Origin of the sequence: Methylobacterium longum (assembly GCF_022179385.1) — a bacterium.
Classification (GTDB): domain Bacteria; phylum Pseudomonadota; class Alphaproteobacteria; order Rhizobiales; family Beijerinckiaceae; genus Methylobacterium; species Methylobacterium longum.
This window is the reverse complement of record NZ_BPQS01000029.1, coordinates 46,243-65,873: the sequence shown is the minus strand read 5'-3', so window position 1 is coordinate 65,873 and position 19,631 is coordinate 46,243. Positions and strand designations below refer to the sequence as shown.

General features: G+C 70.3%; 19 protein-coding genes, 2 pseudogenes and 1 other annotated feature. Of the genes and pseudogenes, 6 read left to right on the top strand and 15 right to left on the bottom strand.

Going from position 1 to position 19,631, the window contains the following annotated elements; translation table 11 throughout:
• Positions 1–112: 112 nt before the first annotated feature.
• From MFF58_RS21240 to MFF58_RS21225, 4 genes and pseudogenes are all read right to left on the bottom strand, one after another.
• Positions 113–852: pseudogene (locus MFF58_RS21240) on the bottom strand (IS3 family transposase); the annotation flags it as partial.
• Positions 455–571, bottom strand: a sequence feature (AL1L pseudoknot). (Overlaps the previous pseudogene by 117 nt.)
• A gap of 1,201 nt (positions 853–2,053) precedes the next feature.
• Complete coding sequence (locus tag MFF58_RS21235) at positions 2,054–2,947, bottom strand: NAD(+)/NADH kinase (RefSeq protein WP_238290946.1); 894 nt, start codon at positions 2,945–2,947, stop codon at positions 2,054–2,056.
• Positions 2,948–2,958: 11 nt separating this feature from the next.
• Positions 2,959–3,945, bottom strand: a complete 987-nt coding sequence (locus tag MFF58_RS21230) for an SPFH domain-containing protein (RefSeq protein ID WP_238290945.1) — start codon at positions 3,943–3,945, stop codon at positions 2,959–2,961.
• 10 nt (positions 3,946–3,955) lie between these two features.
• Complete coding sequence (locus MFF58_RS21225) at positions 3,956–4,684, bottom strand: NUDIX hydrolase (protein ID WP_238290944.1); 729 nt, start codon at positions 4,682–4,684, stop codon at positions 3,956–3,958.
• 251 nt (positions 4,685–4,935) lie between these two features.
• Here MFF58_RS21225 and MFF58_RS21220 point away from each other — a divergent pair, with 251 nt between their 5' ends.
• From MFF58_RS21220 to MFF58_RS21210, 3 genes are all read left to right on the top strand, one after another.
• A complete protein-coding gene (locus tag MFF58_RS21220) occupies positions 4,936–7,095 on the top strand; it encodes a marine proteobacterial sortase target protein (protein ID WP_238290943.1) in 2,160 nt (719 codons plus the stop codon).
• Positions 7,092–7,670, top strand: coding sequence for a class GN sortase (locus MFF58_RS21215; RefSeq protein ID WP_238290941.1), 579 nt, complete (start codon positions 7,092–7,094; stop codon positions 7,668–7,670). The genes MFF58_RS21220 and MFF58_RS21215 overlap by 4 nt, the downstream gene beginning before the upstream one ends.
• A gap of 91 nt (positions 7,671–7,761) precedes the next feature.
• On the top strand, positions 7,762–8,520 hold the full coding sequence (locus MFF58_RS21210) for a helix-turn-helix domain-containing protein (protein ID WP_238290938.1): 759 nt from the start codon (positions 7,762–7,764) through the stop codon (positions 8,518–8,520).
• Between the two features lie 70 nt (positions 8,521–8,590).
• On the opposite strand, the gene uraD is transcribed toward MFF58_RS21210, so the two are convergent.
• The 8 genes and pseudogenes from uraD to MFF58_RS21170 form a co-directional block, all read right to left on the bottom strand.
• On the bottom strand, positions 8,591–9,109 hold the full coding sequence (uraD, locus tag MFF58_RS21205) for a 2-oxo-4-hydroxy-4-carboxy-5-ureidoimidazoline decarboxylase (protein ID WP_238290936.1): 519 nt from the start codon (positions 9,107–9,109) through the stop codon (positions 8,591–8,593).
• Positions 9,109–9,462, bottom strand: coding sequence for a hydroxyisourate hydrolase (gene uraH, locus MFF58_RS21200; protein WP_238290934.1), 354 nt, complete (start codon positions 9,460–9,462; stop codon positions 9,109–9,111). Before uraH ends, uraD begins: the two co-directional genes overlap by 1 nt.
• A gap of 37 nt (positions 9,463–9,499) precedes the next feature.
• Positions 9,500–10,030: a hydroxyisourate hydrolase gene (locus MFF58_RS21195; protein WP_238290933.1), complete on the bottom strand. Its 531-nt coding sequence runs from the start codon at positions 10,028–10,030 to the stop codon at positions 9,500–9,502.
• Between the two features lie 24 nt (positions 10,031–10,054).
• Complete coding sequence (locus MFF58_RS21190; protein WP_238290931.1) at positions 10,055–11,422, bottom strand: MFS transporter; 1,368 nt, start codon at positions 11,420–11,422, stop codon at positions 10,055–10,057.
• A 93-nt stretch (positions 11,423–11,515) separates the two neighbouring features.
• Positions 11,516–12,265: an aspartate/glutamate racemase family protein gene (locus MFF58_RS21185; protein ID WP_238290930.1), complete on the bottom strand. Its 750-nt coding sequence runs from the start codon at positions 12,263–12,265 to the stop codon at positions 11,516–11,518.
• 85 nt (positions 12,266–12,350) lie between these two features.
• Entirely contained in the window at positions 12,351–13,850 is a 1,500-nt protein-coding gene (locus MFF58_RS21180) for an NCS1 family nucleobase:cation symporter-1 (RefSeq protein WP_238290929.1), read from the bottom strand.
• A 216-nt stretch (positions 13,851–14,066) separates the two neighbouring features.
• A pseudogene (gene puuE, locus MFF58_RS21175) lies at positions 14,067–15,188 on the bottom strand (allantoinase PuuE); the annotation flags it as partial.
• Between the two features lie 128 nt (positions 15,189–15,316).
• Positions 15,317–16,219, bottom strand: a complete 903-nt coding sequence (locus MFF58_RS21170) for a LysR family transcriptional regulator (RefSeq protein ID WP_238290928.1) — start codon at positions 16,217–16,219, stop codon at positions 15,317–15,319.
• 201 nt (positions 16,220–16,420) lie between these two features.
• Between MFF58_RS21170 and MFF58_RS21165 the strand changes: the two genes are divergently transcribed.
• Positions 16,421–17,269 carry a bifunctional allantoicase/(S)-ureidoglycine aminohydrolase gene (locus tag MFF58_RS21165; RefSeq protein ID WP_238290927.1) on the top strand — a complete coding sequence of 283 codons (849 nt, stop codon included), beginning with the start codon at positions 16,421–16,423 and terminating at the stop codon, positions 17,267–17,269.
• Positions 17,266–17,775 (top strand): ureidoglycolate lyase, encoded by a 510-nt coding sequence (locus MFF58_RS21160; RefSeq protein WP_238290926.1) that lies wholly within the window; start codon positions 17,266–17,268, stop codon positions 17,773–17,775. Before MFF58_RS21165 ends, MFF58_RS21160 begins: the two co-directional genes overlap by 4 nt.
• A gap of 50 nt (positions 17,776–17,825) precedes the next feature.
• Here MFF58_RS21160 and MFF58_RS32325 read toward each other — a convergent pair whose 3' ends face one another.
• Both MFF58_RS32325 and MFF58_RS21155 read right to left on the bottom strand, forming a co-directional pair.
• The gene (locus MFF58_RS32325; protein ID WP_279603371.1) at positions 17,826–17,951 is read right to left on the bottom strand and encodes a hypothetical protein; all 126 of its coding nucleotides are present in this window, start codon (positions 17,949–17,951) and stop codon (positions 17,826–17,828) included.
• On the bottom strand, positions 17,936–18,373 hold the full coding sequence (locus MFF58_RS21155) for a PAS domain-containing protein (RefSeq protein ID WP_238290925.1): 438 nt from the start codon (positions 18,371–18,373) through the stop codon (positions 17,936–17,938). The genes MFF58_RS32325 and MFF58_RS21155 overlap by 16 nt, the downstream gene beginning before the upstream one ends.
• A gap of 229 nt (positions 18,374–18,602) precedes the next feature.
• On the opposite strand from MFF58_RS21155, the gene MFF58_RS21150 reads away from it, so the two are divergent.
• Positions 18,603–18,821: a hypothetical protein gene (locus tag MFF58_RS21150; protein ID WP_238290924.1), complete on the top strand. Its 219-nt coding sequence runs from the start codon at positions 18,603–18,605 to the stop codon at positions 18,819–18,821.
• 9 nt (positions 18,822–18,830) lie between these two features.
• On the opposite strand, the gene MFF58_RS21145 is transcribed toward MFF58_RS21150, so the two are convergent.
• On the bottom strand, positions 18,831–19,307 hold the full coding sequence (locus tag MFF58_RS21145) for a PAS domain-containing protein (protein ID WP_238290923.1): 477 nt from the start codon (positions 19,305–19,307) through the stop codon (positions 18,831–18,833).
• Positions 19,308–19,631: the final 324 nt, after the last annotated feature.

Genomic DNA, 19,631 nt, shown 5'->3' with positions numbered 1-19,631 from the left:
GATGAATGCCTCACGAGCTGTACACTGGCTGGCAGAGACGCCCCGGGCCAGAACACGCGTGACCCGCTTCGCAGCCTTGGCAAAAGCCGCCTGACTTCGCCGACAGTATCTAGGTGAAATCCGCCACCCATAATCGGTTCGGGTCCTCGGCCCTGAACTGTCGGTTGACCTGGTCGAGGGGGCAGTCCGCCGCCGGATCGGGAACGGTTGTGCGGGCCCTGCGTCCGCGCACGACACCGGCCAAGCCCATCGCCCGCATCAGCCGGGCCACCGTGCAGCGCGCCACCGCGATCCCCTCCCGGGCGAGCTAACGCCAGACCTTCCGGACCCCGTAGATGCCGAAATTGGCCGCGTGCACGCGCCGGATCTCGGCCATCAGCGACGCGTCGCGTTTGGCCCGGGCCGGCAGCCTGCTGGGATCAGCTCGCCGTGCGGCATGGGCACGGTACGTCGACGGGGCGATCGGCAGCACCCTGCAGATCGGCTCGACCCCGTAGGTCTCCCGGTGATCGTCGATGAAGGCGATCATGACCGGAACCGGCGGTCGAGCTCCGCCTGGGCAAAATACGCCGATGCCTTCCTCAGGATCTCGTTGGCTTGCCGGAGCTCGGGGTTCTCCCGCTCCAGAGCCTTGATCCGCTCGCGCTCATCCGTAGTCGGGCCCGCCCTGACACCCCGGTCGCGTTCAGCCTGTCTCACCCAGTTGCGCAGCGTCTCGCCCGAGCAACCGATCTTGGCCGCGATCGACTGGATCGCGGCCCATTGCGAGCCATGCTCGCTCTCGTGCTCCCGAACCAGCCGAACCGCCCGCTCGCGAACCTCAGGGGAAAAGGGTGGGGTATGCTTCGTCATGGCTCCAGTCTCTCAAGAGTTGGAGCCTCCGGAAATCCCGGCGCGGTTCACTCAAAGCTGCGCCGAAGGCTGCGCGCCGAGGGTTCAGGGGCCGATCGAGTCAGCAGTCGTGGATAGCCTGCGCGATTAGCGGCTGCAGCATTGTGAGCGGCATCAGGCTGAACCGGAGAGGCGATGTAGCTCTGGCCCTCCTTGTCACACACGACAGGCGCGGCCTTGCGCACGGAAGCTGACTGCCTTGCGGTTTTTGCTGCCTGCCACGCGGCGGAGAGGGCGACTGACATGCTGATAACCCAAGTGGCACCAGTACGACGCCGGTAGGCCTTCGCCGCCACGACCGCTACACGCATAATAGAGCGGCGGTCGAAAGCGCCGGTTGGAGTGACCAAGCTGGTACGACGAATGCGAACGAGGCCTTGAATCAGCGAACGAGCCGAGATGATGCCGTTGGCCACGCGAACACGGTCGCTGCGGATATCGCGGAGCGCTGTGCTCCAAGATATGGTCCGTTGAAATGACATACGCGTCGCCTCCAGGCTTCGATTTCAGTCAATTAAACTGAAATTAGCACTCAATCAAGCTAAAAAGTATGAAAAAAACTAAAATTCAGATTTTACCGAATCAATGCCGTGCAGGCCGAGCGCTTCTGAGTTGGAGTCGTGAGGAGCTGGCGGCTGCGAGCAAGGTGTCACGCGCTGCCATCGCCGATTTCGAAACAGAGAAGCGTGTTGTGCGGGAGCGGACGACTGACGACCTGCGGGCTGCCATGGAACAAGCGGGGATTGAATTCATCCCCGCGAACGGCGGCGGACCTGGTGTCCGGATTCGCGACAACCCCAGCAGCTAAACCACCAAGACAAGAAGTACCTGGAAGCGCTCGTTTTTGACGCCTTCGGGGATGAGGCAGCCTGTCAGGCGCTCGTCGTTTTGGCCAAACGAACCCGTTATGCCGCCGGTGCGCAGATCCAGCTGTCGATGTACAGGGCGGTCAGCAGTGCAGGAGATCGACAGCATCGGCGCGCATGGGGCAAAGCCACACACCCAACCCACTCAAGGCATCACGTGCTCGTTCGGCCAGTGAAACCGGTTGCAGCCCGCTTCGTGCGTCCCGAACATAGGCTGCGGAGACGAGCGCGCGTCGGCGCTTTCCGTCCAGCCTGCCACACCGCAGCTGCAGGGACTTAAACGCGACAATCTTTTTCTAGACCAACACGAGGTTCAGGATCCGGGAAGCCGGCGCGAGGTCCACCCGCCGCCCCCAGTCGAACGCGAGGAAGTCCTGCTCGATCCCGTCCGCGAAGATCACCCCGCCCTCGTTCATGCGCGACGTCACGGTGAGGGGGGCGCCGGTGAACTTCCCCGCGCGCAGCGCCGTTCCGGTGGCGATGCTGGGGAAGGGCTCGCGCACCCAGTAGCCGACCGCCGCCTCCTCGATGCCGACCGCGAGGGTCAGGTGCGTCGCGTCGCTGATCGAGCGGGCCCACCCGGTCAGGCCTGTCCCGGAGGCCACGATCAGGCCGCTCGACGACTGCTCCTCGGCCCGGCCTCGGTCCTCGATCCGGTAGCGCGCGGATTGATGGCTCCGGTGGCCGACGAAGATCTCGTTGAGGGCCAGCAGCCGCTCGCCGCCGTCGAGCACCGCCTGAACCATGGTGCGCCGCTGGAGCGGCACGGCCCCGGCCCCGCTGGCGGGCAGCAGGGCGCGCAGGGCCTCCACCCGTGCCGTCGCCAGGACGCCGTCGTAGAGATCGGGCGCCGGGTTGACGCCGATCACCGGCTGCCCGTCCAGGTACTTGGCGACGTTGGCCACCAGCCCGTCCTGACCCAGCGCCACGACCACGTCGTCGGGGGCGAACAGGAACCGGTCGAGATCGGGGCGCCGCACCAGGGCCTGCCGCCAATCCAGGGGCACGGCCGCCCGCGCCTCGGCCAGCACCGCCTGGAAGCGGGCGTGGCGCGCCTCGACCTCGGTGATCGCCTGCCCCCGGCTCTCCAGGAAGAACCGGACTTGGCCGCGGGTCGCGTGGCGGGCGAGGAGCAGCTCGTAGTCGGTGTCGCGAATGACGAAGACCGCGCGGGGCGTGGGGGCCGGCATGGATCGCCTCGTCAGCGCGGCGCGACGCGCGCGGGCAGCACGCCGCGGATCTCGCCCAGGAACGCCGCCATCAGGTCGGGCGTGACGTTGACGTGCTCGATCGTCTCCAGCTTGCCGGCGAGTTCCCGCGCCGCCAGACCGAGGAGGACGGCCGGCGGCATGTCCCGGTAGATCGCGGCGCGCCGCTGCTCGGCCTCGGCCCGGGCCCCCTCCACCAGCCGGATCCGCTCGGCCTCGGTGCCCGCCTCCAGGCCCCGCGCCTCCGCGAGGCCGGCGGCGCGGTCGCGGGCATTCTCCGCCTCCTGGGCGATCAGCACCGTCTCGCGCCGGGCCAGTTCGGTCTTCGTCGCGAGCTCGTTCTCCGCGATGGCGCGCTCCTTCTCCACCGCCAGGGCGCGCCGGGCGAAGGTCGCCGCATCGGCCTTCTGCTGCAGGGCCTCGAAGGTCGGCGTCTGCAGGGCGCGCTCCAGCTCGCTGGTCGGGGCGAGATTGGTGAGCCGCACCGACACGGCCGCGACGCCGATCTCGGCGAGCGCCGGGGCGGCGAACAGGACCTGCTCCAGGACGGCGCGCAGCGGCTCCGGGCCGGCATCGAGGAGGGGGCCGATCGGGCTCGCCCCGAGATACTGCAGCGCCGCCTGGCCGGCGATGCCGCTGAGGCGCGCCTCGATCCGCTCGATCGGTTCGCCCTGCAGCCGCCCGGTGCCGAGGTTGATCGAGAAGTCGATCCGGCTCGCCAGCAGTTCGGGATCGACCACGCGCCAGCCGATCGTCCCCTGGAGCACGACGGTCTGGAAGTCCCGGCTGCGGCCGCGGACGAACAGGGTCATCTCGCGGTCGTCCACCGGCACCTCGCTGATGCTGGCGGTCTCGGGCCTGAACCAGAAGACCAGTCCCCGGCCGCTCTGCCGGAGGCGGCCGTTGCGGAAGCGGATGACGTGGCTGCTCGCCTCGCTCCGAAGCTGGGCGATCACACCGATGTTGCGGACCGTAGCCATGATGGTCTCCTCAAGACTCGCGTGACCTGTCGAACCGGAAGAATTCGGCCGGGCGGAACGCCGTACCGGCCTCGCGGGCGCCCGTCGGCGCGATCCAGCCGCGGTCGCGCATGCGGCGGCGGAAGGCGGATTTGTTGAGGGGCGCGCCCAGGATCGCCGCGTGCACGTCCTGCAACTGCCGCAGGGTGAAGTGGTCGGGCAGAAGCGCGAAGGCGACGTCGGTGTAGTCGAGCTTGCCGCGCAGCCGCTTCACCGCGAGCGCGAGGATGTCGGCGTGGTCGAAGGCCAGGGCGAGGGCGGCGCCGTCCTCGGAGACGGCCGAGATCGCGCCGCCGGTCTCGCCGGCCCAGGGCACGATCAGGGAGGCCGCCGCCAGGCCGGCCTTGGCCCGGGCGTCCGCGACAGCCGCCTCCGGCAGCAGCGCCAGATAGGCCACCGAGACGATGCGCATGCGCGGATCGCGGTCCACGGCACCGAAGGTGTAGAGCTGCTCCAGCCGCGCGCCGCCGATCCCCACCTTATCGCGCAGGACGCGCCCCGCCGCCGCGTCGAGGGTTTCGGCGACGCCGACGAACCCGCCCGGCAGCGCCCAGAGGCCGGCCTGCGGGTGCTGCGCACGGCGCATCAGGAGAGCGGCCAGTCGTCCCGCCTGAATGCCCAGCAGGACGAGATCCACCGCCAGGGCGGGCCGTTCGTGGGCCGCGGGATCGTAGCCCGCCAGGAACTCGGCTTCGGTCATCGCTCGATTTATGCACAATATGAGCATAACTAAGACGCATGGTGCGCATATGTCAAGGAGGGTGCCGGAGCCGCCCCGCAGCGCCGCAGGACGCACGAAACCGCACCGCCACCGCACAGATCCGCCCGAGAGCGTCCGGCACGTGCGCCCCGCGCCTGCAAAAGGGCGAAGCTTCTCGTGGCGATGGCGCGCCGGGCGGGGGAGCTTCAGCGGCGAGCCGGCCCCGATCCGCCGGTGCAGGAGGTTCTCCGATGCCGTTCACATCGCCACGACCCATGATCGACACGCCGCGCAACGCCGCCCTGTCGCCGCTCTTCCTCGGCCTGCTGGCGCTCCTCGTCATGCTCGCCTCGGCCCATGCGGGGCCGGTCCCGGCGCGGGGCGGCCTGATGCTGCGCGGCCCCGTCGGCACGGCGCCGGTCGAGGCGGTCCGGCTCGCCACCGACATCGGCGTCGAGGTGAGCGGCCCGACCGCCCGCGCCGTCGTCACCCAGGCCTTCCGCAACACCACCGCCGACTGGGTCGAGGGCACCTACGTCTATCCCCTGCCGGAGGACGCGGCCGTCGACGGGATGAAGCTCGTCGTCGGCAACCGCGTGATCGTCGCCGACATCCGCGAGCGGGCCGCGGCCAAGCGCGCCTACGAGGCCGCGAAGGCGGCCGGGCAGGCGGCCGCCCTGACCGAGCAGGAGCGGCCCAACATCTTCACCAACGCGGTCGCCAATATCGGACCCGGCGAGACGGTGCTCGTCCAGATCACCTATCAGCAGACCATCCCGGTCTCCGGCGCCGCGCGGACGCTGCGCCTGCCCCTGGTGGTCGCGCCGCGGTACACTCCTGTCCCCCCGGCTTTGGGTACGGTCGCCCTCGACGGGACCGCCCACGACCCGGTACCGGATCGCGCCCGGATCAGCCCCCCGGTACTCGATCCGGCGGTGTCCCGGCCGACCAATCCGGTTGCCGTCACCGTGCGGCTTCAGGCGGGCTTCGCCATCGGCGCGGTGCGCAGCGTGACCCATGCGATCCACGTGACCGTGACCGGACCGGAGGCGCGCACCATCACCCTGGCCGAGGGCGTGGTGCCGGCCGACCGCGACCTTGAACTGACCTGGGAGCCCGCACAAAGCCGGATGCCGGGCCTCGGCCTGTTCCGCGAGACCGTGGCCGGCCGGACCTACCTGCTCGCCGCGGTGAACCCGCCCGCGCTCGAGGCCGATGCGCCCGCCCGCCCGGCGCGCGACGTCACCTTCGTGATCGACAATTCCGGCTCGATGGCCGGCGCCTCGATGCGGCAGGCCAAGGCCGGGCTGCTCGCAGGCCTTGTCCGTCTGACGCCCCGGGACCGGTTCAACATCATCCGCTTCGACGACACGTGGGACGCGCTGCACCCCGCGTCCGTCCCGGCGACGCCGGAGGCCCTGCGCGGGGCCGAGGGGTTCGTCGCCGCTCTGGAGGCACGCGGCGGAACCGAGATGCTGGCGCCCCTGAGGGCGGCCCTGGCTGATTCCCAGCCCGAGGACGGGCGGGTGCGGCAGGTCGTGTTCCTCACCGACGGCGCGGTCGGCGACGAGGAGCGGATCTTCGCGGCCATTCACGCCGGGCTCGGACGCTCACGCCTGTTCATGGTCGGCATCGGTTCAGCGCCCAACGGTCATCTGATGCGCCACGCCGCCGAGATCGGCCGTGGCACCTTCACGGAGATCCGCGACCTCGCGCAGGTCGGCGAACGCACCCGCGCCCTCTACGAGAAGCTGGAAGCCCCGGCCGTGACCGACCTCACCGCGACCTTCTCGGTTCCGGGCGTCGAGGTCACGCCGGGGGCACTGCCCGACCTGTATCGCGGCGAACCCCTGGTCTTCGCCGCCCGGCTCCCGCAATCCGGCGCGGGGAGCGTGACCGTCTCGGGCCGTGTCGCCGGCCGGACCTGGACCCGCACGCTGCAACTCGACGAGGCCGCCCCCGGCGCCGGCATCTCGAAGGTATGGGCGCGCTCGCGGATCGGCGAGACCGAGACGGCGCGCATCACCGGGCGCCTCGACCGCGACGCGGCCGAGACCACCATCCTGGCCCTCGCGCTGGAGCACGGCCTGACGACGCGCCTGACCAGCCTCGTGGCGATCGACGCCACCCCGCGCCGCGCCCCGGGCATGCCCCTCGTCGCCGCCGACCTGCCGCTGAACCTGCCGGCCGGCTGGGACTTCGCCGAGGTCTTCGGCGGCGATCACCCCGGCGCCGCACCGGATCACGGGGCCGGCGCCCGCGTGGTGCCGATCAACGCCGCCGGCACCGGTATCGATCTGCCGCAGACCGGAGCGGGGATCCTGCTGCAGCTCGGCCTCGGGCTGCTGATCGCCCTCCTGGGCATCGCCCTGTCGCGGCCCGGCGGCGGGCGCACCGGGGTCGTGCGATGAGCCGCCGTCGCGGCAATCCGCCGAGGAGGGCCGTGGCGGCCCTCCTCGGCCTCGCGGGCCTGGGGCTGGCGGCGCAGGCCGCCTGGATCCCCGTCAAGGCCGCCCTGGCGCAGGCTCTGCTGGAACGGGCCTTCACCCGTACGCTGACCGACGGTCGTCCGGCCAAACCCTGGCCCTGGGCCGACACCGAGCCGGTCGCCCGGCTCGCCCTGGCCGGCCGCAGCTTCGTGGCGCTGCGGGGCGGAAGCGGGCAGGCCCTGGCTTTCGGCCCCGGCCAGCTGGATGGGACGCCGGAGGCGGGCGAACCGGGGACCGCGGTCTTCGCCGCGCACCGCGACACGCAATTCGCCGTGCTGGGCGACCTCGCACTGGGGGATCCCGTCGTGGTCACGCGGCGCGACGGCCGGACGATCCGCTTCCGCGTCAGCGGCGTGCGCGTGGCATCCTGGGACGCTTCGGGAATCGACCCGCAGGCGCCCGGACGGCACCTCGCCCTCGTCACCTGCTGGCCGCTCGCGGCGCTGCGGTCCGGTCCGCTGCGCCTGATCGTCGAGGCGGACGCGGAGACGCCGTGACCCGGTGGCTCGACGCCCCGTGCACGGCCGCTTGCGCGAATGTGCGGTTTCGTGCGGATCTGTGCGGGTCGAGCCCGTGCGAGCCCTGCCTGTGAGCGAGATCGAACTGTCCGAGGCGCAGAGCCGCGCCATTGCCCAGACCGTCCGCGAGGCCCTCGCCCGGCGGCGCATCTCCCGGCAGACCCTGGCCGAACAGGCCCGGATCAGCATCTCCACCCTGGAGAAGGCGCTCGCCGGGCGACGGCCCTTCACCCTGGCGACCACGATCCGGCTGGAGGAGGCGCTGGGCCAGCCCCTGCGGCACGACGCGAGTCGCGCGGCAATCCCGGAGCCCCCACGCTACGCACCCGACGCCCTCGGGTCCTACTCGCGGGAGGGCGTCTCCTGGCTGGAAGGCCGTTACCTCACCCTGCGCCCCTCCTTCGGAACGACGGGCGCGATCTTCGCCTACCGCACGGAGATCGCCTGGGACGCGAGCGAGGCGCGGCTGGTGTTCCGCGAGGCCGAGCGCGTCGATGCGCCCTTCGCTCAGTCGGGCAGCGTCGCCGTGCCGAACCAGTCGGGCATGATCTACCTGGTGACCAACTGGCACGGGCAACATCGGCTCGCCGTGCTGTGCCGACCGAACATCCAGGGCGAGATGTACGGAATCCTGACGACGCTGCACGCAGGCCGCGGCACCCAGCTCACGCCGGCCGCGGCACCGCTGGCCCTGCTGCCCGAGGGCACGGCGTCCGAGAACCAATACGGACGCGTCGCCCCGCCGGAGCCGGCCTACGAGCGATACCGGTCGCAACTCGACCGGGTCCGCGCGGACGGATACGCCACGTTCTTCATGGGCGCAGACTGACCCGGGCGGCCCACCTCGCAGGCCCCCCGGCGCCGCAGGATCGAGCCGAGGGCCCGGGAGATCCGCCGCTTCAAGCCTCCCGCACCAGCCGGTCGAGGCGCATCCGCGTGATCGCGCTGATCTCTTCCAGCGCGGTCGCCTCCTCCTCGGCCGGCCCGCGATCGAGGCGTCGCTCGAACAGGACCAGGATCTCGCGCAGGTCGCGGCCGCGCACGGCGACGATGAAAGGGAACCCGAACCGCTGCCGATAGGCGGCGTTCAGCCGGTCGAAGGCTTGCCCGTCCGCCTCGGTCAGCCGGTCGAGCCCGGCGCTGCCCTGCTCCTGCGCGGATTCGGCCGTCATCGCCCGCGCCCGGGCTTCCGGGCCGGCGAGTTCCGGATGGCCGTTGAGGAAGGCGAGGCGCCTGTCCGCCGACGCCTCGCGCACGGCCGCCATCATCGCCGCGTGGAGGTCCGGCACGTTGGCGAAGGGACCTTTGCCGTGGGCCGCCCGCGCGACCCAGGCCGCGTGCTCGAACACGCCGCCGAACTGCGCGACGAAGGCGTCGCAGGTCAGGCCGTTGACGCGGTGCAGGTCGATCATCGTCATCAGCTTCCGCGATAGGTGGTGAAGCTCGACGGCGCGCACAGCATCGGCACGTGGTAGTGCTGCTTGGCATCGAAGACCGCGAAGCGCACCACCGGGTTGTCGATGAAGATGTCGGCTTCCGACGTGCCGGAGCGCGCCTTGAAATAGGGCTCGACGTGAAACTCCAGCTGGTACTGACCGGTCTCGGCCTTGTCGGCCGGGAGGATCGGCGCGTCGGTCCGGCCGTCGGCATTGGTGACGACGCTCTTCACGAGGCGCCACTGGCCGTTATCCAGGACGGAGAAGTCGATGCGCACCCCGGCGGCCGGACGGCCGCGGTCGGTGTCGAGGACGTGCGTGGTGATGCCGGCCATGGCGGACCTCCTGAGTGAATTGTGGGGACCCGGCGGCCTAGCTGCCGCGGTAGTACGAATAGCCCCAGGGCGTGAACAGCACCGGCAGGTGGTGGCGCTGGCCCGCGTCGCGGATCTGGAACCGGATTGGCACGAGGCTGAGGAAGTTCGGGCTGGGCAGCTTCACGCCGAAGGTCGCGAAATACGCCTCGAAGTGCATCACCAACTCGTAGCGCCCGGCCTTGAAGGCGTCATCGACGAGGAGCGGCTCGGCGGTTCGTCCGCTCGGCGCCGTGGTGACCGTCTTGAGCAGCCTGTAGCCCTCGCCGTCGTGCATCGCGAGGTCGCAGACCATGCCGGCGCCGGGCGTGCCGTGGAAGTTGTCGATTGCGTGCATGGTCAGCCGCGGCGAGAGGCCGGCCTGCGAGACGGGGGCGGTGTTCAGCGTGCCGGGCTTGGCCGGAGCCCCGGCCGGCGCGGGCGTACCCTGCGCCAGGGCGGCGCCCGTCGAGGCCGCGGCCGCGGCGCCGAGCCCGGTCGCGACCAGGCCGCGCCGCGTCAGGACGTAACGATCCGGTAAGTGGTCCAAAACGGGGTCCTCCTCGGGGTTCAATCAGGCCGGTTCGTGGGCCGCGCGGGCTCGGGCGCGCCGCTCCATCTCCCGCGTGGCGGGCGGGACGAAGGCGAGGATCAGCACGAGCGCCGCGGCCTCGACCGCCGCCACCAGCCACAGCCCGGTCGAGACCGAGCCGGTATGCTCGCGCAGGTAGCCCATCACCGCCGGGGCTCCGAAGCCCGCGAGGTTGGCCACCGAGTTGATCAGCGCGATCCCGGCCGCGGCCGCCGAGCCGGCCAGGAACCGGCCCGGGATCTGCCAGAAGACCGGGATCGCGCTCATCGTGCCGACGACGGCCAGCCCGAGCATGATCAGCGCGAGGATGGGCGCGCCCGTGACGAAGACGCCGGTCAGCGCGATGGCCAGCGCCCCGATGAAGGCGGGTACGCCGCAATGCAGCCGCGCCTCTCCGGTGCGATCGGAATGGCGCCCGTTGAGGATCATCCCGGCCCCGCCGCACAGGTAGGCCGCCGACATGATCCACCCGACCGTGAGCGGGTCGGTGAAGCCGGCGTCGCGCACCACGCTCGGCCCGAAGAAGGTCAGGGCCGAGTTCGCCGTGACGATGCAGAAGAAGATCGCGATGCAGTGCCAGACGCGCACATCCTTCAAGGAGGCGAGGATGCGGTGCTCGCGGTGGCCGAGGGCGGCGGCATCGCGGGCGAGGTCGGCCTCCACCAGCGCTTTCTGCTCCGGCGTCAGCCAGCCGGCCTTCGCCGGGCGGTCGGTGAGGTAGAAGAGCGTCACGACCCCCGCGAGGATCGAGGGGATGCCCTCGAGCAGGAACACCCACTGCCAGCCGGACCAGCCGTTGACGCCGTGCATCCCCGCCATGATCGCGCCGGCGAGCGGGCCGCCGATGACGCCGGCCAGCGCCGAGGCCGACATGAACAGCCCGAACACCTTGGCGCGCCGCTCGCTCGGGTACCAGTAGGTGAGGAACAGGATGACCCCGGGATAGAACCCCGCCTCGAAGACGCCGAGGAGGAAGCGCAGCACGTAGAAGAACGTCGCCGTCGTGACGAACATCATGGCCACGCAGCACAGGCCCCACAGCAGCGTGATGCGCGCGATGGTCTTGCGCGCCCCGACATGCTCGAGGAGCAGGTTGCTCGGCACCTCGCAGAGGAAGTAGCCGATGAAGAAGATGCCCGCGCCGATGCCGTAGACGGTCTCGCTGAATCGCAGCTCGGCGAGCATCTGGAGCTTGGCGAAGCCGATGTTCACCCGGTCGATCCACGACAGGACCCAGAGGAACATCAGGAAAGGCAGCAGCCGCCACGTGATGCGCCGGTAGGTGTCGTCGAGGGCACTGGACGCCGCGATGGCCGTGCTATCGGCGGCTCGCTGCGCCTCGATCGTCATGGCTTGCCCTACACTGAAAGCGTGGCTGGACTGCATTGGACTGTGTTCGACAATGAGCGGTCGCGCCAGTCTAAAAGGCGACGGCGGCGCGATTTATTCAATGTCTTGGCCTCCGGTGTCTTGGGGCTTGAGCAGGAACCCGAGGTCCTCTCCGAGACCGGTCGTGTCGAAGGTGACGGCCGGCGGCCGTCGATACGGCGCGCGGGCCGCGGCGATGACGGCCCGCACGCCCGTCTCGACCGAGCAGAGGACCGGCACCGGCACGTGCGGCTGCAAGAGTGAGGCCAAGCCTACGAGGGCGGCGCCACCGAGGATGACCGCCTCGGCGCGGTCGTGTTCGACGCAGGCGCGGCAGGCGGCGGCCAGTTCCGGCATCGCCGCTCGCGGGTCCCTGGCGATCTCGCCGCCGGTGCGCGCGATTGTCCGGATGCCCACGAGGCCGTCGCCGAGGCCCAGGCCGGCGACCGCCTCCGCCAGCATCGGCTTCCACAGGGCGCCGCCCGTCACGATGGCGTAGCGCGACGCCACTCCCTGGGCTTCGAGGCACGACGCTTCGAGCATCCCGACCACCGGGACCGGTGCGATCTCCCGCAGGGCGAGCAGGCCGGGATCGCCGAAGCAGGCGAGGAACACCGCGTCGCAGCCGCGTCCGTGCTCCGCGAAGGCGTCGAGGGCGGCGTGGCCGGCGATCGCCAGGGCCGACCGGCTCGCGATGTAGGCGGCGCCGAAGCGCGCCGTGACCGGGACGAAGGTCGCGGCCGCGCCGGCGATCTCCGCCACCCGCTCGGCCACGAGGGCCGTCACCGAAGCGCTGGTATTCGGATTGAGCAGAAGGATCCGCATGGGGCGCCCTCGCGTGGCGGTGGGGGAAATCGGCGGATGCGGCGCGGATCGTGCCGCGCCGCCGCGATGGGTGCGCAGCCCCGGCTTAGGCGGGGCGCGCCGCGAGGGCGGGCCGCCGCCGCATGATGAGGGCGTAGATCCCGAAGCCCAGGGCGCAGCCGATGAACCACGTGAAGTTCGCCACGCCCTCCAGGCCGGGGAGGATCACGCACAGCACGGGGATCAGCGCGGAGGGGATGATGGCCCCCACGGCGGCGAGGTTGTAGCCGTTCTTGTACCAGTACGTCCCGAGGGGGCTCATCGTGTAGAGATCGTCGACCACGACTTTCTCTTTCTTCACGAGGTAGAAGTCGGCGATCAGGATTCCGAACAGCGGACCGATGAAGGCGCCGAGGATGTCAAGCGTGTAGTGGATCACGGCCGGATTGTTGTAGAGGTTCCAGGGGGTGATGAAGATCGAGCCCACGGCCGCGATCATCCCGCCCATCCGCCAGGAGATCCGCCTCGGCGACACGTTCGAGAAGTCGAAGGCGGGCGACACGAAGTTCGCCACGATGTTGATCCCCACGGTCGCCGTCATGAAGGTCAGGGCGCCGAGCACCACCGCGAAGGTGCTGTCGATGCGGCTCACCGTCTCGACCGGGTCGGTGATCAGGTGGCCGAAGACCGGCACCGTGGCCGAGGCGGTGATGACCGTCAGGAGCGAGAACCCGAGGAAGTTCACCGGCAGGCCCCAGAAGTTGCCCCGCTTCACCGCCTCGAAGCTCGAACCGTAGCGCGAGAAGTCGCCGAAGTTCAGCATCGGGCCGGAGAAGTAGGAGACCACGAGGGCGACGGCGTTGATCATCACCGGCAGGGCGTCCCAGCCGGTGTACTTCACGGTGCCGAGGGTCAGCCCGATCTGGCCGATGCCGGCCTTGGCGACGAGGTACCCGGCCAGCGCGATCATCACGACGTAGACCGCCGGCCCCGCCCAGTCGATGAACACGCGGATCGCTTCCATGCCGCGCCAGAAGACCAGCGCCTGCAGCACCCAGAGCGTCATGAACGCGGCCCAGCCGAGGGCCGACAGGCCGGCGAAGCCGTAGTGCCTGAGATCGGCGTAGGTGGCGAGTTCGGGGAAGAAGCGCAAAGCCACCACGGTGAGGGCCGCCGAGGCGAGGTAGGTCTGGATGCCGTACCACGCGACCGCGATCAGTCCGCGGATGATCGCCGGGATGTTGGCGCCCTTGACCCCGAAGGAGGCCCGGCAGATCACCGGATAGGGCGTGCCGGTCTGCTGGCTCGGCTTGGCGACGAGGTTGCAGAAGACCTGCACGATCACGATGCCGACCAGCAGGGCGATCAGCACCTGCCAGCTCACGAGGCCCAGCGAGAACAGGCTGCCGGCGGTCACGTAGCCGCCGACGCTGTGCACGTCCGACATCCAGAAGGCGAAGATGTTGTAGGTGCCCCAGGTCTGCTTCCGGAGGGGGGCGAGATCCTCGTTGACGAGATTGGGGTCGTAGCTCGGCTTGATCAGAACCGTCTCGCGCTCGTCGGATACGGCCGTACTGGCTCCGGCGGCCTCGATGTGTGCGTACATCGCGTTCCTCCCTGTTCGATGCAGCCCTGTTGCCGGGCCTTCTCGTGGACGTGACGGCCTGTCCCGGCGCGCCACGCAAGACTTGTGCTCCGCTGCCTGGAAACTCTGCGCGCCTGGATCGATGACCTGTTTCGAACTGCAGAGACGGTCCGGGCCGGTCCGGAAGACGGAGTTGATCTATCGGTCGATCAAGACTTCCAGCCTGCCGCGGATCGCCCGCTCGTCGGCCGGCGCTGACGCGGCCTCGGCGAGGCGCCGGGACAGGTTCGGGACCGTATCGTCCTCCGGTCCGAGGCCGGTCGCGTATACCCGCTCCGCCGTCGCCGCGCCGGCCTCGGGCGACCCGGACACGTCGGCGCAGACCGCACCGAAGACTTCGCGGAACAGGGCCGGACCCATGCGGCTCGGGCGATAGCCGCCGCGCGGCGGGTGCGCCGCGATCCAGTGCCGGGCGATGTCGAGCCGGGTGGTCACCCAGGCACCGGGATGATCGCCAACGTAATCGAGAAACCGTTCCAGGGCGGCGGCGCGGCCCGGACGTCCGACCAGGCGGCAGTGGAGCCCCACCGACATCATGCCGCCCTGCTGCATCCCGCCCTCGCGGTACAGCACGTCGAACGAGTCCTTGAGGTAGGTGAAGAACTGGTCGCCGCTGTTGAAGCCCTGCGCCGTTGCGAACCGCATGTCGTTGGCGTCGAGGGTGTAGGGGACCACGAGTTGCTGACGACCGCCGGCCGTCACCCAGTAGGGCAACTCGTCGGCGTAGGAATCGGCGAGGTAGAGGAAGCCGCCCTCGGCCGCCCCCAGGGCGAGCGTGTTGGTCGACGTGCGGCCCTGGTAGAGGCCGAGCGGCCTGCGGCCGGTCAGCTCGGTCTGGAGGGCGACGGCGGCGTCGATGTCTGCGCGCTCGGCCTGCGGACTGTAGTCGCGGTAGTCGATCCAGCGCAGGCCGTGGCTGGCGATCTCCCAGCCGGCCTCCACCATGGCCGCCACGGCCTCGGGGTTGCGCTGCATCGCGGAGGCGACGCCGAAGACCGTCACCGGCAGGTTCCGGCGCGTGAAGGCGCGCCAGAGGCGCCAGAAGCCGGCGCGCGCCCCGTACTCGTAGATCGACTCCATGTTCGCGTGGCGCTGGCCCAGCCAGGGCAGGGCGCCCACGATCTCGGACAGGAAGGCTTCCGACGCCGCGTCGCCGTGGAGGATGCAGTTCTCTCCGCCCTCCTCGTAGTTGACGACGAACTGGACGGCGACGCGCTTACCCGCCGGCCAGCGCGGGTCCGGCCGGTGCCGGCCGTAACCCACCATGTCGCGGGGATAGTCCTGGTCGAGATCGAACATGGTGTCAGCCCTCGTCCCGACGCGTGATAAACGCCTCGGCGTTCCGTGGTCCAATATGTTGTTCGGCTCGATTGATAGGTTGCGCGTTTGAATCCCGCTGCGGCGCGGGCCGTCCGGACGGCTTCGCGTCACCGGCCCGGAAGCCGCTCCGTCCATCGCGACGCCTCCTCGCGGATCACGTCCAGGAAGTTGTCGACCACGGGATTCTTCCGCTTGTGGTGCAGGGCGTAGACGTCCGCCGACAGGAATGGCGGATCGATCGGGAGGATGACGACGTCCGGATGCCTCAGGCGACCGACGAATTCCGGGATGATGGCGAGGCCGAAGCCGGCGGCGACCAAGCTCACCAGGGATGATGCCTCCCGGACCTGCTGCGAGATGTCCGGCGTGAAACCCCTGAGGACGCAGCCCTGATAGATCTCGTCGGCGAAGCGGGAGCTATCGAGGCGCAGCGAGATGAGACGCTCGCTCCGGAAGACGTCGATCGGCACGCTGCGGCCGGCCGCGAGGGCGTGCCCTGCCGGCAGCGCCACGCACAGACGCTCCCGCCACGCAATCTGTCCGACGAGGTCCGGATCCTCGGGCGGGCTGCGCAGGAAGCTGAGATCCGTCCTGTGCGCCTTCAGGGCCGCGATCTGATCGGCCGGCGCCATCTCGTGGATGCGCACATCCACGCCCCGGCATCGCTGCTCGAAGGCGCGGATCAGGCGCCCGAGCGGTCCGACGAGGACGGAGCTCGTCATGCCGATGTTCAGGAGGCCGGCCGTGCCCGTGCCGATGGTCCGTGCCCGATCGACGGCGTCGGCGGCTTGAACGAGGATCGCCCGCGCGTTCCGGAGGAAGTCTTCCCCCGCAGCCGTCAGGGTGACGCGCCGGCTCGACCGCTCGAACAGATTGACGCCGATCTCCAGTTCGAGGTCGCGGATCTGCTGACTCAGCGGCGGCTGCGAGACGCCCAGGCTGTTGGCGGCCGCGGTGAAGCTGAGATGCTCGGCGACCGCCACGAAATATCGGAGGTGCCGAAGCTCCATGCACCGAAGCCATATGTATTTGGTATCAATGAGAACACAAAAGGTATTTGACGTCTAGACCGCGGCTGCGGATTGTCGGCGCACCCGATCCCGCTTCGGATCGCGCCGTCCCTGCGGGCGGTTGAATCTTGGGGGTGCAGGCATCCGCTTCCCCCCGGAGCCACGTGCGGCACCTGCAGCCCTGGAGCCCGTGAGAGAGCGATGACGCATTCGCCCGACAACCCGCCCTACAACCCGCCGTGCGGCGGCCTGCCCCCCCAGACGGCGCTGATGACCGGCCGGGCGGTGTTCACCGAGAGCTACGCCGTCATCCCGAAGGGCGTGATGACCGACATCGTCACCAGCGTCCTGCCGTTCTGGGCGGACACCCGGGCCTGGATGCTGTCCCGCCCCCTCTCCGGCTTCTCCGAGACCTTCGCGCAGTACCTGATGGAGGTCGCCCCCGGGGGCGGCAGCGAGCAGCCCGAGCCGGATCCCGAGGCCGAAGGGGTGCTCTTCGTGGTCGCGGGCCGCCTGCGGCTCGTCCTCGGCGGGCAGGCGCATGCCCTGCGCCCGGGGAGCTACGCCTACCTGTCGCCCGGGGCGGCCTGGAGCCTGCGCAACGATGGCGACGCGCCGGCGCGCTTCCACTGGGTCCGCAAGGCCTACGAGCGCCTGCCGGGCCTCGACGCCCCCGATTCCTTCCTGGCCCACGAATCCGACATCGCGCCCGCCGCCATGCCGGGTACGGACGGGGCCTGGGCCACCACCCGGTTCGTCGGCTCCGACGACGTGCGCCACGACATGCACGTCAACATCGTCACGCTGCGTCCGGGCGCGTCGATCCCGTTCGAGGAGACGCACGTGATGGAGCACGGCCTGTTCGTGCTGGAGGGCAAGGCCGTCTACCGCCTCAACCGCGACTGGGTCGAGGTCGAGGCCGGGGACTACATGTGGCTGCGCGCCTTCTGCCCGCAGGCCTGCTACGCGGGCGGCCCCGGCCCGTTCCGCTACCTGCTCTACAAGGACGTCAACCGGCACGCGGCCCTGCGTCCCCGGGCGTCGCGATGACCGGGCGCAGCGTCACGGCGCAGCCTCTCACCGCAGAGGCCTTTGCACCCTTCGGCACGGTGATCGACAAGGCCGCCACGGCGCCGCGTCCGATGAATGCCGGCATGGCCCGGCGCTTCCATGACCTCGCGACGGTGCGGGTGAGCGGGGACGATGCCCAGGTCGTCGTCGGCCTCGTCGAGGCCCAGCCCTACGTCCTGCCTCTCGTGGTCCGCCTCGTGGAGCGTCATCCCCTCGGCAGCCAAGCGTTCCTGCCCCTCAGCGCGGCTCCGTTCCTCGTGGTGATCTGCCCCGACGAGGCCGGCCGGCCGGGCCGCCCGCAGGCCTTCGTCACGCAGCCCTGGCAGGGCGTGTGCTACGCTCCGGGAACGTGGCACGGCGTGCTCACGCCGTTCGGGCAGGCCCAGGACTTCGCCGTCGTCGATCGCGGCGGCGCGGGGGTGAACCTGGAGGAGCACCGGTTCGACGAACCCTGGACCGTCACCCTGGCGGCGCCCGCCCGGTAGCGGCGCGGCGGGTTACGGGACCCGGCTTTGCCGCCTCGGGCTGCGCCGCGTCAGTGGAGCCAGCCTTCTCCCGTCCCCTTCGCCCGGGCGATCGTGGCACCCATCCGGGTCAGAGCCTGCCGCAGTGGCGGCGGGATCCCATGCGCATCGTCCGCCTCGATCAGGCCGTGGGCCATGAGCAGGTGATCGGCCGCGAGTTCGAGGACCGACTGAGGCGGCGCTCCGCCGTCCCGCGGCGGTGGTACATATCGTCCGATCGTCCCATCGGCGGCCAAAGCCTCCGTGCGCTCGGACCGATCCGCGTGACCGAACCGAGATAGCCCAGAAACGTCCGTTCGGGCGGCCCGAATGACGGCACCGCACCGGCCGCGACCCAGACATGCCCGCCATCCGGAGTCCGCACCCGGTAGCGGCCGTGGAACTCCGCGTGCTCGCGGACCGCACCCTGCAGGAAGGTCCGGATGATCTCGCGATCGGCGGCGTGGAGGCACGCCAACCAGCCCGATCCCACAGCCTCGCTCAAGGGCTGCCCGGTGAGGTCCGCCCATTCCGGGCCGACATAGGCCAGGGCGCTCCGCGCGTCGGTGACGAAGATCATTCGGCGCGGTCCTGGCAAGCACGTCGCACGACCGCACGCCGGGTATACAAGTCGCGGGGCAACCGATCACCCGTATGGCGCATTAACCAGTCGAAGTGCCCGCCCAGGTTGCGAGCACCGGATACCGGGCGGTGTCCGTCGACATGACTCGGTCAGGTCTGAAGTTCGTTTCGCCCCCTCCAGCGGTCGCGTGCCGACGACCGGTGCCCGGGTCGGGAGCGCGCCGGTGATGAACTATCGAGACAGCAGCCGTCAGACCCTGCAACGCATCGCCGACGCGCTCGCAACCGACGTGGCGGTCTTCTCGGATGCGGCCGTGGGTGAACGACACGACGTTCGAGAGACGCTGGAACTCCTGGCCGCGTTCGCGCGCATCGCGGACGCGAAGGATCGGCGCGCCTGCGTGGATTTCGTCCGCGCGCTGGCGACGCGTCAACGTGCTTCCTGAAGGCGTTGCTCAGTGGCGTTCGCGATCGGGCTGCGCGTCCTGCGCAGCCAATAGCCTGCCGAATTCCAGCAGCGTCGCGTCGATCAGCAGGCGCAGCACCGGCGAGCCGACTTCGGTCACCAGCGGCCGGACCGCGATCAGCGCATCCACCACGCGGTCGATCGCGCGCATCCGCCGGGCCGCCTCGGTGGCGTCGTCCCACTGGGTCTCGGTGAGGTCCAGGACCACGCCCCTGCAGCGCTGGCCGCGGCCGTGAGCGTCCGCCTCGATCCGCCCGCGCGCGGCGACGCTGCGGGTGCCACCGACGCCGCCATTGGTCTGGAAGTCGGCCTCGAAGCGGCCTGCCGTGCGGTGTGCCTCCTGGATGAGATCGGCCACACGCTCGCGATCCTCGGGATGGATGCCGTCCAGGAACGCGGAGATCGGCACGCCCGTCGCAGCCTTTTTCGCGTCGACGCCGAGCAGATCGGGGAGGGCGCCCGTCAATTCGATCGTCTGAGTCGCGAGATCCGTCTCCCAGAAGCCGACATACTCGGAGGCCGCCAGAACAGATCGAAGCGATGGCGCCATCGGCAACCCCCCGGGTTGTGTCGACTTGCTAAAACGCAACTTGAGGCTTCAACGGTAGCCCCGCGCATCTGTTCCACCCGTGATCGCCAGCCGATAAGGCCGTTCTCGTCGCCCCCGATGGGACGCGCGGAGCGCAGGACGCCGTGACGCCGGCCGTCGGGATCCCAATACGCCGCGGCCGGTCTCCGGCCCGCCGAGCGACGTCCGGAACGGGCGGCGGCACCCAGGCCGGCGAGAGGG